This is a genomic window from Ruegeria sp. HKCCD7628, from assembly GCF_057221005.1.
This window is the reverse complement of sequence record NZ_JBWVBA010000011.1, coordinates 61,916-75,750: the sequence shown is the minus strand read 5'-3', so window position 1 is coordinate 75,750 and position 13,835 is coordinate 61,916. Positions and strand designations below refer to the sequence as shown.

At 56.0% G+C, this 13,835-nt stretch carries 12 protein-coding genes; 5 read left to right on the top strand and 7 right to left on the bottom strand.

All coding sequences use genetic code 11. The annotated features are described in order from the left end of the window. Window positions 1-116 precede the first annotated feature (116 nt). Genes AC2TAD_RS18735 through AC2TAD_RS18720 form a run of 4 tightly spaced genes read left to right on the top strand, consistent with a single transcriptional unit; the run spans window position 117 to window position 4,198 of the window. Window positions 117-1,355, top strand: coding sequence for an oligosaccharide flippase family protein (locus AC2TAD_RS18735; RefSeq protein ID WP_480869496.1), 1,239 nt, complete (start codon window positions 117-119; stop codon window positions 1,353-1,355). Next, a complete protein-coding gene (locus AC2TAD_RS18730; RefSeq protein WP_480869494.1) occupies window positions 1,352-2,266 on the top strand; it encodes a glycosyltransferase family 2 protein in 915 nt (304 codons plus the stop codon). The genes AC2TAD_RS18735 and AC2TAD_RS18730 overlap by 4 nt, the downstream gene beginning before the upstream one ends. A 20-nt stretch (window positions 2,267-2,286) precedes the next feature. After that, window positions 2,287-3,273, top strand: coding sequence for a glycosyltransferase family 2 protein (locus tag AC2TAD_RS18725; RefSeq protein WP_480869492.1), 987 nt, complete (start codon window positions 2,287-2,289; stop codon window positions 3,271-3,273). Window positions 3,274-3,286: 13 nt separating this feature from the next. After that, window positions 3,287-4,198, top strand: coding sequence for a glycosyltransferase family 4 protein (locus AC2TAD_RS18720; RefSeq protein WP_108862101.1), 912 nt, complete (start codon window positions 3,287-3,289; stop codon window positions 4,196-4,198). 429 nt (window positions 4,199-4,627) lie between these two features. On the opposite strand, the gene AC2TAD_RS18715 is transcribed toward AC2TAD_RS18720, so the two are convergent. The 4 genes from AC2TAD_RS18715 to AC2TAD_RS18700 form a co-directional block, all read right to left on the bottom strand. After that, window positions 4,628-5,296 (bottom strand): hypothetical protein, encoded by a 669-nt coding sequence (locus AC2TAD_RS18715; protein WP_480869489.1) that lies wholly within the window; start codon window positions 5,294-5,296, stop codon window positions 4,628-4,630. Window positions 5,297-5,650: 354 nt separating this feature from the next. Next, entirely contained in the window at window positions 5,651-6,631 is a 981-nt protein-coding gene (locus AC2TAD_RS18710) for a CobW family GTP-binding protein (RefSeq protein WP_480869486.1), read from the bottom strand. Window positions 6,632-6,635: 4 nt separating this feature from the next. Then, window positions 6,636-8,108, bottom strand: a complete 1,473-nt coding sequence (gene gntH / locus AC2TAD_RS18705; RefSeq protein ID WP_170754789.1) for a guanitoxin biosynthesis MBL fold metallo-hydrolase GntH — start codon at window positions 8,106-8,108, stop codon at window positions 6,636-6,638. Window positions 8,109-8,118: 10 nt separating this feature from the next. After that, window positions 8,119-8,352: a hypothetical protein gene (locus tag AC2TAD_RS18700; RefSeq protein WP_480869484.1), complete on the bottom strand. Its 234-nt coding sequence runs from the start codon at window positions 8,350-8,352 to the stop codon at window positions 8,119-8,121. Between the two features lie 99 nt (window positions 8,353-8,451). Here AC2TAD_RS18700 and AC2TAD_RS18695 point away from each other — a divergent pair, with 99 nt between their 5' ends. Then, window positions 8,452-9,786, top strand: coding sequence for a tetratricopeptide repeat protein (locus AC2TAD_RS18695; RefSeq protein WP_480869482.1), 1,335 nt, complete (start codon window positions 8,452-8,454; stop codon window positions 9,784-9,786). A gap of 936 nt (window positions 9,787-10,722) precedes the next feature. Here the strand turns inward: AC2TAD_RS18695 and AC2TAD_RS18690 are convergent. Genes AC2TAD_RS18690 through AC2TAD_RS18680 form a run of 3 tightly spaced genes read right to left on the bottom strand, consistent with a single transcriptional unit; the run spans window position 10,723 to window position 13,738 of the window. Further along, a complete protein-coding gene (locus tag AC2TAD_RS18690) occupies window positions 10,723-11,868 on the bottom strand; it encodes an ABC transporter permease (RefSeq protein ID WP_480869479.1) in 1,146 nt (381 codons plus the stop codon). Continuing rightward, the gene (locus AC2TAD_RS18685) at window positions 11,865-12,791 is read right to left on the bottom strand and encodes an ABC transporter ATP-binding protein (RefSeq protein WP_480869477.1); all 927 of its coding nucleotides are present in this window, start codon (window positions 12,789-12,791) and stop codon (window positions 11,865-11,867) included. Before AC2TAD_RS18685 ends, AC2TAD_RS18690 begins: the two co-directional genes overlap by 4 nt. After that, window positions 12,788-13,738: an HlyD family secretion protein gene (locus tag AC2TAD_RS18680; protein WP_480869576.1), complete on the bottom strand. Its 951-nt coding sequence runs from the start codon at window positions 13,736-13,738 to the stop codon at window positions 12,788-12,790. Before AC2TAD_RS18680 ends, AC2TAD_RS18685 begins: the two co-directional genes overlap by 4 nt. Between the last annotated feature and the right edge of the window lie 97 nt (window positions 13,739-13,835).

Here is a 13,835-nt window from a genome sequence, read left to right as displayed (position 1 = left end):
TCCCATTCGGATAGGTCGCTCGCCGGATGGTGCGCCCAGCTGTTCTCCCGCGTCTGGGACAGGGATGCCGCGACCAATTAGAACTGATCCCGACACTATTTTGGACATTTGGCGACATGACTCAGCGATTGGCACATACCAGTTTCTTGCGGCATCTGCTGGCCTATGCTGCGTCCGAAGTGGCTGCAAAGGCGTCGCGTCTTGTGGTCGTTGTCGTCGTGGCCCGCAGCCTCAGCCCCGAGGCGATCGGTCTGGCTGCCGCTGCCCTTGCAGCGGGGGAAATCCTAAAGGCTCTGACCGAAAACGGCGTGGGGCAGATGATCATCCAAGCCCCGCCGGCCGAGCTGGAAAAACGCTGCAACAGCGCGCATCGTATCTTCTGGGTCTGGTGCGGAGCGTTGTTTTTGCTGCAACTGGCTATCGCTGCGTTCCTCTACGCGATAGGGCACGAGACGCTGGCACTGTTGCTCGCCTTTCTGGCCGGAGAGTACCTGTTCATGCCTGCCGGTCTGGTGCAGGCCGCGCTCGCGATGCGCGAGGGTAAGTTGCAACAGACCGCCGCCATTGCCGGAGGGCAGGTGGTTGGTGCGAATGTCACGGCGGCGCTACTGGCGCTGCTCTGGGCCTCGCCATTGGCTTTGGTACTGCCCCGTTTGCTGGCGGCGCCGATCTGGCTGGTCCTGATGCGCCGCCTGCGTCCCTGGGCACCTGACGCCAAACAAGGGTTTGCCGCCCTTCGCCCCTTTGTTGGCTTCGGCTGTGCTGTACTGGGGGTTGAGGTTGTCAAAGTTCTGCGTCTGCAAGCTGACAAGCTTGTGGTCGGCGTGATGCTGGGGGCTGAGAGCCTTGGTATCTACTTCATGGCCTTCAACGCCGGGCTCGGCTTGGCGACTTCGTTCACCCAGGCCTTTTCAGTCGTTCTTTTCCCACATCTGTGCGTAGCCCCGGACAAAACCAAGGCGCTGCGTCACGGGCTCGGCACGTCGCTCCTGGTGCTGAGCCCGCTGGTTTTGCTGCAAGCCGCGCTCGCGCCGATCTATGTGCCACTGCTGCTGGGAGCCGAGTGGCACCAGATTTCACCCGTGGTCTCGGTGCTGTGCCTTGCCGCATTGCCCAGTGTTATCTGGTCTGCCGTGGCCGGTTGGCTGCGGTCCGAAAACCGCGCGTTTATCGAGCTACGGGTCAGCGCAGCCTTGGCTTTCGCACTGATCCTTAACACCGCGATCATGGCGCCGTTCGGGCTGATGCCAGTGGCGATCGGATACTTGCTGACGAGTACTGCTCTGATGCTGACAGCCTCTTGGTTGCTGCTGCCTCGGGATCACCAAACAACAGAAGGGCTCCGCTACCAATGACCCGCTTTACCGTCATCGTGCCGTTTCACACCGACGCGGATACAATTGCCGAAACGCTGACCAGCATTCGCGCGCAAAGCTTCACGAATTGGGAGGCGATTTGCGTCGGCGATCGTCCCTCAAGCGTGTGCTTGTCCACCGTGCTGGACCACATCGCGCAAGACCCCCGTATCCGGGTCGTAAGTAACCCCTTCGATGGCCCAAGTGCCGCGCGTAACTATGGGGCGGAACTGGCCAAGGGTGACATACTGGCATTCTGCGACGCGGACGACTTGTGGCACAAGGACAAGCTGGCGCAACTAAACGAAGCCTTCCAACCTTCCTCTACGGACGCGGTTTTCGGACAGATCCGGTTCTTTGCCGATCAGCCCGGAGATTCTCAGACATACTCGACCGTTCCTGGTGCCCCCCTGACCGTTCAGGACCTGTTGGCGGAAAACCCGGTCTGCACCATGTCGAATCTTTCGATCCGCGGTGAAGTCTTCAACGCAGTGGGCGGTTTGGACACCAGAACGGTTCATAACGAAGACTTGGAGCTGTTGATCCGCCTCGCAGGCGAAGGGTTCACAATCAAAGGGGTCAATCATTTTCAGGTCTGGTATCGCACCAGTGCCGGGGGATTGTCTTCGGATTTGGCCGCAATGCGCGCTGGGCGGGCCTACGCGGTCAAAACGGCTGCGTCTTATGGCGTGTTCCCGTCCCGATCGTCCGAGGCCGTCTATTTGCGTTATCTCGCGCGTCGGGCATTGCGGCTGGGGCATCAAGATCAGGCCCTGTCTTACACACGCAACGGTTTGAGTCTGGATGCGCGCAGTTTCCTGCTGCCCCTGCGCCGAGGTCTGCCCACCGCAGCAGGGGCCGCACTGGCTCCGATCCTGCCGCAAGCACTCAAAAGCGCGTTGTTTTCATGAGAATTCTGAAGGAGATCACCATGCCCACAGCATCCATCGTCGTACCCGCTTACAATGCCGAAGCAACCTTGGCCGAAACGCTCGCCTCACTGCAGGCGCAGACCTATGACGATTTCGAAATCATCATCGTCGACGATGGATCGCAGGACGCGACCTCCGAGATTGCTCGCGCGCACCAAGGCGACACACGCGTACGACTTGTCCGGCAAGCCAATCGTGGGCTGGCGGGGGCAAGAAATACTGGCATCGCTGCCGCGCGGGGTAAATTAGTCGGCTTTTGCGACGCCGACGATCTGTGGATGCCCGAGAAGCTGGCGGCTCATGTTCACCATCTCAAGGCCGAACCGGACGTGGGGGTTAGTTACTCCGGCAGTGCCTTGATCGACGAAGCGGGGTGCATGATGGGGATCAAACAAGCACCCCGCCTGAAGAATGTGACCGCAGCACATGTTCTGAACCGCAACCCGATCGGCAACGGATCGGCGGCCGTTATTCGAAAGACAGTGCTGGAGGCTTTGGCCTACCGCCCGAGCTTTGAAACCGAGCGGGATTGGGTCTTCGATGAGACCTTCCGGCAGTCCGAAGATATCGAATGCTGGATGCGGCTGATGTTGAAGACCGATTGGCAGATCGAAGGTGTTCCGGGGCTGCTGACCCACTACCGGATCAATGCAGGCGGGCTTTCGGCGGCTTTAGATCGCCAGTTAGAGGCGTGGGAGAGGATGGTCGCGAAGCTGCGCCCGCTGAACCCTGAATTCTTTGCCCGGCACGAACCCTCGTCCCGTGCTTATCAGCTGCGCTATCTGGCGCGGCGGGCTATCACCAACCTCGATCGGGACAAAGCTTGGGAGTTGTTTGCACGCAGCGTCCAGGAAAGCCTCCGCCCGGTGTTTGAGGAACCTGTGAAAACGTTCAGCACTTTCGCCGCAGCCCTTGTGTTGAAAACGTTCGGACCCGGCCCGATCACCCGGCTGGGACAAATGAAATCCAAACTGCAATCGATCTGAGAGAGGCGTCATCATGGAACAGAAAAAGATACTCCACCTGGTGGACGACACGACAGCGGGCGGCGTGATGCGGATGCTCGACCATCTTTTGGCGCAATCAGATCTGTCCGAAACGGTCGATCAAAAGGTGTTGAAGGTCAAACGGACTGCATTTTCTTGGGGCAAACTGAATGCGGATGTCATCGTGTCCCACGTCGTACCAAGCTGGAGAAGCTTACCCGCGTTCTCGGCGCTTCGCGCAATGCATCTGGACACTCGACTGGTCCATGTCGAACACAGTTACACCCGGGCATTCACCACTCTGAATGTCCCACACAAACGTCGGTTCTTTGCAATGCTGAGGGTGATCTATTCCTTCTTCGATCAGGTGGTCGCGGTCAGCCATTCGCAGTCGGGCTGGATGAAGGAAAGACGCCTGGCCGCCTCGGAAAAGCTGACCGTCATTCCTCCGACCGTTGATCTTGAGCAGTTGTCGCGCAACACGATGCCTCCCAAGTCAAAGACCACAATTGGTGCCATCGGGCGGCTCGAGCAGCAGAAAGGCTTCGACATCCTGATCCAAGGCTTTCGGTTAACCCGAACGCCGGGCGCGCGTTTGTTGATCTTTGGCGAAGGCAGTCAGCGTTTATACCTTGAGACACTGGCAGAGGGTGACCCGCGCATAGAATTTCGGGGCCACGCCGAGGACCCTGCAGAGGCCTATCAAGCCGTCGATATTGTTGCGATTCCGTCGCGTTGGGAGGCTTACGGACTTGTGCTGGACGAAGCGCTTGCCGCGAAGCGCAATGTGATCGCCAGTAAAGTTGATGGGTTACGTGACCGTGAAGGAGATACGAGAGTTTCATTCTGCAACCTTGACCCTTATGATTGGCGACTTGCGATCAATAATTTTCTGCTTTCCAACACTATTGAGAAAAGCAGCTGAATCAAAATTTGACACTGGATCTTTTGCGTTATTGCCGAGCCATTCGCTGCAAAATCAACTGTGATTTCAAAGAAATTGCCTGAGGCCAGCTTTGCGTTTTGTGCGCGAGCCTACTTAGCGCAGTACATCTTGGTGCCCTCTGTGGACTGCGAGCGGTTATTGCCTTGTGCCAAGTGGACGGCAGCTATGTCCGCAGAACGGTCATTCGTCGCAACTCTGTTCAATGTCTGCTTCGCGGGACTTTGCAGACATCCGCAGTATTGCTTCAAAGGACCGCAATCAGCCCAAAGCGGACCTTCAAAACCGAGTTTTCAATGTCCGAGAGGAGAACAAGTCCGTTCATTCGCATTTAGCGCTGCAATACCTGCAACCGGCCCGGCCGGGCATTTTCGGCCAAAAGCCCATTCGAACAAACCTTAAAGCAGTTTGTTAATTGGGTTTTGACACAAATACGCTGGTTTCTGGGTTTAGGTCATCATTCGGATCCGTGAAAATGCCAGCTGGAAAGGAAAACGAGATGGGTCGATCCTTTGTATCAAGGCAGAGCATGTGGTTATTGTCCCCGTCACCCAGATCGGCAAGCGCCGCGGGAGTTACTATGCGTTGAGATCCATCCTCGGCCTCTACGATGATCCTGTACAGATCACGCTCCGCATCGCCAGGTTCCTTGCCGTTCGCCAGCGTGACGCCACCCGCCCAAGTTACCCGAATGGCCTGTACGATGTTGTCACTTGGACAAAGGCTTCCTCTGGTTCGGCGTGGCCCCAAGTTTCCGACCAAAGTCCAATCTTCAACAACCTCGGCAAAGATCATTGACGGCCCGTCTTCCAGCGGAGTCACGGCTACAGTGGCACCTCGAAAATCAAGCGTTCCATCGATGGAATGAAGGTGTCCAATAACCTCGACTTGAACCGGTGGATCCTCGGAAGCGTTCCCAAAATCCCCGATGAGAAGCACCGTGCGCAATTCACCGGGATCGGTGGCAGGCAATACTGATGCGCAATGCATTGTTCCGATCTGGCCTGATTTTGTTACGACTCTGAAGTCGCCAGCTTGCAAAGTTTCCAGATCTACCTCGGCAGAAAAAACAACAGGCATCCCATCTTTGCCCCTAGAACCTCTGCAAATGAGATTTGCTACTCGGGGCAACGCCTCGAGCCCGTGGAACGCAGAAAGCAACTCGGCATCTTGTCCTCCAGCTGAACTCGGCAATCCGAGGTTTGGGGTTGTGTCTTCAAGTTCTCGACTTGAAACGTCCTGCGCGCGCACAGCCGTTCCCGACAGGGCAATCGCAGTGGCAAGTGCAAGCAATCTGATCGCTTGGCTCCATTTCCTAAACTGCTTAAGCAATAGGGTATTTCTCCACTTTTGGTCCTCAGCGCTGTGGGCTTTCGAGCTGTTACGTGTTGGAATTCAAGAAAAACACGCAAACAAGTTTTGTCGAACTTGCCGCTATGCGCTTGCTAACAACGCATCGGAAAGCTCGTAATCCGAAAGAGCTCCGGGTGCGCCTATTGCAACAAGCCTTGTTTCGGGTTTTCGGTGGCCCCATGCGCCATCCCTTGCGATGTCCATGCGTTTTCCGACTACCTGTACAAGAATGCGATGATCCGGATCCTCCTCGCTAAAAACAAAGCCCTTGAGGCGATAAACGTCGCCGGGAAGCTTTCGAATTGCACTCCGAAGAGAAGACAAGCTTATCGGGCTTTCAGCTTTCATCATAGTTGTTGAGAAGCCGTCCGAATGATCAGAGTGGTGGCAACCACAATCCGGTCCATGCTCGTGATGATCGGGTACTTCTGTTTCTAGCTGTTCGGCGGCGAAGCGACCAACGGAAAGAAGTATATCCAGTGGGACGTCTGCGTTGACAGCTTCGACCAGACGATATCGACGGAAGCGAGACCCGAGCCAATCGTGCACCCTTTGAACGGCCGCCCTGTCGACGAGGTCGACCTTGTTCAAAATAACCATGTCCGAGAACGCGATCTGACGGAGCTTCAGTTCCATTTGTTCTGGCGCAGAAAAGAGCTGTTCCGCATCGACCAGGCACATGAGGCTGTCCAAGCGGATCATGTCCCGAAACTTTTGATCGGTGAATGTCATTGCAATTGATGACGGGTCCGACACTCCGCTTGCTTCAAGGACGATGTATTCCGGTTTCTCAGGCCGGGCGAGAACAGCCTCTATCGTTTCGATCAGGTCATCTCGGATCGAGCAGCACACGCAGCCATTTGCCAAACTCATCACATCATCTTCGAGACCGACGATCAAGTCGGCGTCTACGTTTATTGATCCAAAGTCATTCACCAGAACCGCAACCCGCAACCCGTGATTGCCGGTCAGGATGCGGTTCAAAAGCGTTGTCTTACCGGCTCCGAGAAAGCCGGTAAGGATCGTTACAGGGATTGCGGATGACGATCCAAATTCGATCATGTCGTTACTCCGCCTTCTTCTTTCGGTTTGGAATGACGTCATCGACCTTGATCACGAAATCGCTGGGCCACTCGGGATCGGGAGCGCGGAATACGTCAGCTGGATAGTATTCTTTAGGATCGATCTCCATGTCCCGGTATTTCTGGTCTTGCTGTTCGGCACGTGACGACCGCGGCGCAGGCGGCTTGATTTCATCCGGCAACGTGATCTTGCCTTCTGCTTCCATTTTACCCAGTTCGCGGAAGGGCGCGACCGAACCAGATTTTCCGGGAAGCGTCGCCTTCCGATACCAGATTGCATCCTTGGTTACGTTGACGACGGCGACGTCCAAACCCCAGGCGAACAGCCCATCATAATGGGCTCGGATTCCCGCCAGCATTTCGGCATCGATATCCTCGTCTTGCGTATAGTGGGTCACCATTGCAAGCCGTGGGCGCGCCTCGGCCATCATCTTACCAACAGCGTAGTGAGAAGTATGGTGCGTATCGATTGTGTAGTTAAACAGCTCTTGCGGCAGACCGTACTTGTAGGTCATCAACTGACCGATATCCTGTCCGGACATTTCGGTCACAAACACATCGACGCCTTTCCCGTATTCAAGACTCAGTTCATCGGGGCGGCCGTCGCCGGTCCAAACAAAGCTCAGTCCGTTCCAATCCAGCCGATACCCGACTGCACCGTCTTTGGCGTGGCTACGAGGCCAGGACCGAACAGTCACGCCATCTTGGTCATAAACAATGCCGCCTTCTTGGCGGAAATCGAATTCGTTAACTTCGATCTCGTAGCCGTCCCCAATCGGGAACACATCGAAGGCCTCAAGATGCCATTTGAGCATCTGCTGCATGCCTTTCACCATTCCGGCTGTACCAAGCTCTGGCGTCCGACCAGAGGGGCCGTGAATGCGCAGCGGCGTGTAGCCACCAGACCAAGCCCGAAACGGGTAGATGTAAGGGATGTCGGCATAGTGATCGACATGCAGGTGCGTAATGAATATGTCGTTGATCAACTGACCAGGAACTTGCATCCCGATAATGTTGCGGACGCAGCCCGAGCCGAAGTCGAAGAAAAACCTCTTTCCGTTACCCAGTTCGACCATGATACAGGTGCCAGCCTGATCTTCGCGGGGCGGAAATGGGGTGGAACCACAGAACGATATCCGCATTTCGTCGGGCCCGAGGTCCTCGGAAAGCGGGAAATAGTTCGCGTTCGAACCTGTCATGTATTTGGTGGGACGGAAGTACTCCGGAAGAGTGATGCCCCCGGCAGGCCGACCGCCGTAAGGGTTCTTTAGGCTTTCGCCCAGTGGTCCATCACCGGGGTGCGCCTGTGCAGTTCCTGTACCGTAGCTTATGGCGCCGGTTGCGACCGCACCTGCTGCCAGTCCCTGCATAACGTGTCGCCGGGCGGGGTTTTCGATGTCGTCAGATTTCTGGATTTGTTCGTGCTTAAGTTCTTTACCGTTGTCTTCTTTTGTCATGGCTGTGCCCTTAGTTGGAAATGCTACGAAGGTTGCGCTTCACCATCCGGCGAAGCTCGTTCACGAGTTCGGATCTGATGTGGGCCCATTCCGCGCGCTCTGAGGCTGTGATCGATGTGTCATCCAACAGCGCAGTAACTTTCTTTAGGTCTTCAATTGCCTCGCTGAGCAACGCATCCGTTCCGATACGCCCTGAAAGCGCATCGGAAAGTTCTGGAAGCTCGTCACTCAGTTCCCAAGTCAATGGATAATCCCCGGTTCCCACTATCTATTCTCACATCAAGATGAGTGCGGTTGACGACATGCGCCAAGTGAGTCACCGTGAGTTGGGGGTGAGTTTGCTTTGAACCAAGCTAATGAATTGCCGATAGATCAAGATGTTGCACCGCCATCGCCGGAGCTTGTCCGACAGGCACTTCAGAGCGTTGTTTCCAGCGTCGCGTTCCAAGCTTCGCCTCGACTTCAGCAGTTTCTTTCTTACGTGGTCGAAGAAACTCTTGCCGGTCGTGGTGCTCAGATTCGTGGCAAAGCAATCGCGGTCGAAGTCTACGGTCGGAGTATTGATGGCACTGGTGGTCGAAACCTTGTCCGCGTCGAAGCCAGACGGCTGCGACGACTGCTAAATGAGTTTTATGAAGATCAATGGGACGGTCAGGGAGTTCGAATTTTTGTTGATTCCGGCGGATACAAGCCACGGTTTTCGCAAGGAAGTACGACAAGAAGCGACAACTCAAATGCTCAGGACAGCGAATTGCTTGGCGGGCATCGACGTCTACAGCAAGTGCTGCCACTTGGGCTGGGTTGCCTGGCGTTGATTGTGGTGACAGGCTTTTGGTTCACTCGGGATAACAAGGTGGTCTTGCCCACAACTCAATCCATCGAACAGGCTGAGCGAACTGCTCTTGGCGAGCAGTCTTTGACAAGGCTTCAAGCGGCTAATCTTGCGGATCAGGCCCGAGGAATGTTTTTTCCTGTTTTCGACGTCAAGCGCCAGCAAATAGCACTGGGAATGTTTCAGCATGCCGCGGAGCTCGACCCCGCACTATCGGACGGTTATGCCGGATCGGCACAGGTCCTGGCGACTTTGGCCATGCTGTCCCCTGATAATGCACAGAGAGATGACCTCTTTAGCCAAGCTTCCGAGATGTCGGAAAGAGCGCTTGATCTATCTCCCACTGATGCGTGGGCAAACGGTGCAAATGGTTGGGTATTGGCCACCCAAAACAATCCAGTCGAGGCTATGAAATACGCAAGACTGTCGGTCGAGCTTGCGCCGAATGATGGTCATATTCTGGATCTTGTCGGCATCACCGCCATCATGGCGGGTGCCCCAGAACTTGCGGCTGAGGTTAGCGATCCAGAAAGATCAAGGTCAGGATCGGGCCGCTTTGGCGCACGAAACATCTGGGGTGTATCGCAACTGATGCTCGGGAAATACGAAAAGGTAGTAGAGGCCTTTAAAGGAGCGCCCGCAGCCGGTGCGCCTGTGAGTGCTCCTTCTCTCCTGTTCCAAGCCGTTGCGCAGGATCAGTTGGGACATGCCGAAGAAGCTCAGCGACTTATCACCGAAATGCGCAAAACGTGGCCGGAGTTTCCATCTGAGTTTCTCGCCGGCAGGGTTTTCCAAAATGATGACGCAACGCGGCAAGCGATAGTGGATACTCTGATCAGATACTGATGAAACGCGTCGCATGGTTGTCGACGCAAAGTCTGCTTTCTACGCATTGCTGTCATTGGGCAACGCGCAGCACCGGCCAGAGTGGGCTCTCAACAGACTTTGGCCGTAGCTTCAATGAATTGCGGCTACTGGTATTGGGTCAGAAATGCTTGACGTATGGGTCGGAATTGAAAGACGTGGTTGACCGATTTATTGGGTTTTTGTGCGTCGATTGAGTCAGAAATTAGTGACGCTCCATAGTGATTTGTCAGGCGACACATATTTCTGCCACCAGCGACAGAACCTTACCATTTTCGCCTCACTTCCTTTATCCAGCACCTTACCCCTGATGGCCAGAGGCGTTTGGCTCGTCCAAATCCAGCTGGCCCTAAAAAAGTGCGGCGGAGCAGGCTGCGCCGTTACTTTTTCCGCCACAACACGTTGCTTTTCAAAAGTATCGTAGGCAATGTCCAAAACGGGGGCGGTCGGATGACAAAAAGAGGACAACCTCATGGACCCTACGAAAAGACTCAATGATGCACCCAAGTGCACAGCAACGGCAAAGTCCACCGGCAGGCGGTGCAAAGCTCCGGCGGTTCGAGGTTGGCGTGTTTGCCGAATTCTTGGTGCAGGCGGCGGGCATGCATCAGGACCTGACCATCCGTCCTGGAGACATGGACAAAGGTCCAGAGAAGCTGAGGAACTGCGCAAGACCATCAATGAATTGATCCGAACAGACAAGACACTGCAGAAGCTGATCCATTGATTGGGCAGGGGTTGGTAACCGACACAAAGTAGTCATTCGACAGAACTAGTCGGATGTCTGCACCGAGCCCACTTTGACCGATGCTGAGCGATGCCCCAATCGCAGCAGTGCGCAGAAAGCTGACTTTGCAATGTCTTGGGTACAGGTCGTAACAGAAGTCTATTTTCTCAGTATTCCGCGCCTAGCCGTCTTCAACCCAACCGTTTCTTGAATCTTAGAGTGGCCGCCAACAATCCGAATACCCCAAATCCGATCATCCAGAGAATGCCCCAGCGCAACTCGTAGAGCGAGGCGTCACGTAGGACCACGCCGCGGATCATGTCCATGAAATGGGTTGCCGGCAGGATCTGAGCAATCACCTGGACGGGTTTTGGCATGCCGTCGAAAGGGAACATGAAACCCGACATAAGGATCGAGGGAAGTAGGACGAAGATGGTCATCTGCATCGACTGCAATTGATTCTGCGCAAGTGTAGAGATCACCAGTCCAAGTGACAGGCTGGCAATGATGAACAGCAATGTCACCACCAGCAAAACGCCCAGCCCGCCATTGATCGGAACGTCGAACAGGAAGTGGCCAAGGCCAAGGATAATTGCGACCTGTATCAAACCCAGAAAGATGTAGGGGACGATTTTGCCAACCATCAGTTCGATCGATTTGATCGGGGTGTTGATAAGCATCTCCATATTGCCGCGCTCGCGCTCGCGGACGATGGCGGCCGAGGTGAACAGGATCATCGTCATAGTCAGTATGACTCCAACAAGGCCCGGCACGATATTCACCGCCGATCGCTGTTCAGGGTTGAAGTAGAGCGTGACTTCGAACGTGGGTACTTGCCGGTTTGGAGGCTGTTTCAGCAATTCGGTTAAGGGCATCGTTCGCAGAGATTTAATTGCGCTGGCGACCATCGTGTCTGAGCCATCTACGATCCAATGGGCTACAGGCCGGCTGCTGGTCTGATCCGTTGCGTTGGGCAGGCTCAGCCCTACGGACGGGCTGCGGGCAAGGCGTTGGCTGACGTCTTGAGGTATGATCAGCGCGGCACGCACGCGGGATTCGGTGATCGCGCGCTCGGCTTCTTGAGGGGTGGTCAGTTCTTCGGTGATGGTGACGACCTGCGTGGCCTGAACGATTTGCGCCAGCGTGCGAGACAGCTCGGTTCTGGATTCATCTACCAGCGCGACGGGCACGTGACGCAGATTGGTGTTGATCGCGTAGCCAAACAACAGGAGTTGGATTAGCGGGATCATGATGACCATGGCGAAAGTCATCCGGTCCCGCCGCAGTTGCAACAGCTCTTTCTTTAGCACGGCGACTATGCGGCGCGCAGAGATCACGGTTCCTGCTCCCGTGTTGCACTGACGAAGACGTCTTCCAGATTTGGGCGTTGCGGCGTCAGCGACAAGTCCGGAAACCCAACAAGCTGCTTTTGCAGCATTTCCACAGGCTGAGTCTCGGACTTGTCGACAAGCACACGCAGCCGCGAACCCACTTGTGCTGTCGAAAGCACCTTGGGCTTGCCGTCCAACGCGTGTTTGACCTTTCGCAGGTCGGGACCCTCAACTTCGACAACATCGGCCTGCAAATCATCCATCAACTGACGCGGAGACCCGTCTGCCTTTTTGACGCCATGCTGCAGGATTGCCAGCCGGTGGCAACGTTCTGCCTCGTCCATGAAATGAGTGGATACAATCATGGTCGCGCCCTGATCGACCAGATCGAACAGTTGCTCCCAGAAGGTGCGGCGGGTTTCGGGATCAACGGCCGAGGTCGGTTCGTCCAGAAACAGCAGTTTCGGTCGGTGCATCACAGTGGCCGCAAGCGCCAGCTTTTGTCGTTGTCCGCCGCTCATGCTGCCACTGAGTTGATGGACGTTCGTCGTCAGGTCGTAGGTATGTAGCAGCTCGTCGATCCGGCTTGCGGCCGATTTCGCTGGAATGCCATAGATTTCCGCTGCGAAGCGGAGATTTTCCAGCACTGTCAGATCGCGGTAATACGAGAAAATTTGAGTCATATAGCCGATCTCGTTCTTAAGCGGCTCTGCTGCCTCGGGCATCGACCTACCCAATACCGAGATCGCCCCGCGACTGGGGGTCAGCAAGCCGGTCAGCATCCGCATGGTCGTGGTCTTGCCGCAGCCATTGGGGCCGAGAAACCCGTAAATCTGGCCCGTTCTGATCTCAAGGTCCAGATTGTTGACTGCGGTGTTTTCCCCAAACCGACGGGTCAGACCCTGCGTTGAGACGACGACATCGTTCATGGCATGGGAACCTGCACTGGCACACCGGCGGGCAGGTCCGGTGTTGCAGTGGGCAGGTCAATCTCGGCCAAATAGACAAGCCGGGTTCGGTCATCCTGGTTCAATCCGTAATATGGCGTGAAAGACGCGTCGTCGCTTATCCAGCGGATCACGCCGTCCAACGGATCGGCTAGCCCGTCAACGCGCACTTCCAGCGTGTCGCCGGGTTTCAGATTGACGCGATGCGGCTCCGGAACATAGACGCGCGCGTAAGGCGTCTGGCCCGTGACAATCACGGCCACCGGGCTACCGGATGTTACGCGTTCGCCCAAATTCCACGGCAGGGAATCCAGCACGCCGTCGCGGGTAGCTGTAACCATCAAGTCGTCCAAAACGGTTTGCTCGGCGGAAACCATCGCTTCGGCGGCCCGTACGTTGGCTTCGGCAACTGCAAGGTCTTCGGGGCGGGTGCCGTTCTGCAGCTCTTTCAGCGATTGCTGAGCGCTGGCCAGTTCTGCCCGCGCAGAATCGCGCAGGGCCAGATCATTTGCCACCTGCGCTTCGGTCACGACCGAGTTCTCGACCAGTCTGGCGTTTCGGTCATAAATGGCTTCGGCATCGGCAAGGCGTGCAACAGCGCCCGCGACTTTGGCTTCGGCTATCGCAATCTCCTCCTCACGCGGTCCCACCTGCATTTTCAGAAGCGTGGCCTGCGCCTTTTCCAGCTCAGCCTGCGCCAGTGCCAGCTTTGCGCTTTGCAGGGTGGGGTCAAGCTGAACCAGCGTGTCGCCTGCCTTGACCACAGTTCCCTCTGCAACCGGTAATTCGACGACGACTTCGCTGGCCGTCGCGGTCAAGGCCACCCGGTCGCGCGCCAATACGCCCAAAGCAACGCTGGTATCGGACCCGGAGCACCGGTCCAGAAAGGCGGGCAGTACAGCCGCCAGTATCAAGGGTATCGGGATCATCAGATTCAACAGTGTTTCCCTCCGGTGCTTGGCCTTTGAACGCGCTGGATAATTGTCAAAGCATACAATCAGGAAATCCGATTTATGTATACGGCTC

Coding starts and splice junctions, on each gene's coding strand:
- AC2TAD_RS18735 (WP_480869496.1), top strand. CDS start 117: ATGACTCAGCGATTGGCACATACCAGTTTCTTGCGGCATCTGCTGGCC.
- AC2TAD_RS18730 (WP_480869494.1), top strand. CDS start 1,352: ATGACCCGCTTTACCGTCATCGTGCCGTTTCACACCGACGCGGATACA.
- AC2TAD_RS18725 (WP_480869492.1), top strand. CDS start 2,287: ATGCCCACAGCATCCATCGTCGTACCCGCTTACAATGCCGAAGCAACC.
- AC2TAD_RS18720 (WP_108862101.1), top strand. CDS start 3,287: ATGGAACAGAAAAAGATACTCCACCTGGTGGACGACACGACAGCGGGC.
- AC2TAD_RS18715 (WP_480869489.1), bottom strand. CDS start 5,296: ATGCCTGTTGTTTTTTCTGCCGAGGTAGATCTGGAAACTTTGCAAGCT.
- AC2TAD_RS18710 (WP_480869486.1), bottom strand. CDS start 6,631: ATGATCGAATTTGGATCGTCATCCGCAATCCCTGTAACGATCCTTACC.
- gntH (WP_170754789.1), bottom strand. CDS start 8,108: ATGACAAAAGAAGACAACGGTAAAGAACTTAAGCACGAACAAATCCAG.
- AC2TAD_RS18685 (WP_480869477.1), bottom strand. CDS start 12,791: ATGAACGATGTCGTCGTCTCAACGCAGGGTCTGACCCGTCGGTTTGGG.
- AC2TAD_RS18680 (WP_480869576.1), bottom strand. CDS start 13,738: ATGATCCCGATACCCTTGATACTGGCGGCTGTACTGCCCGCCTTTCTG.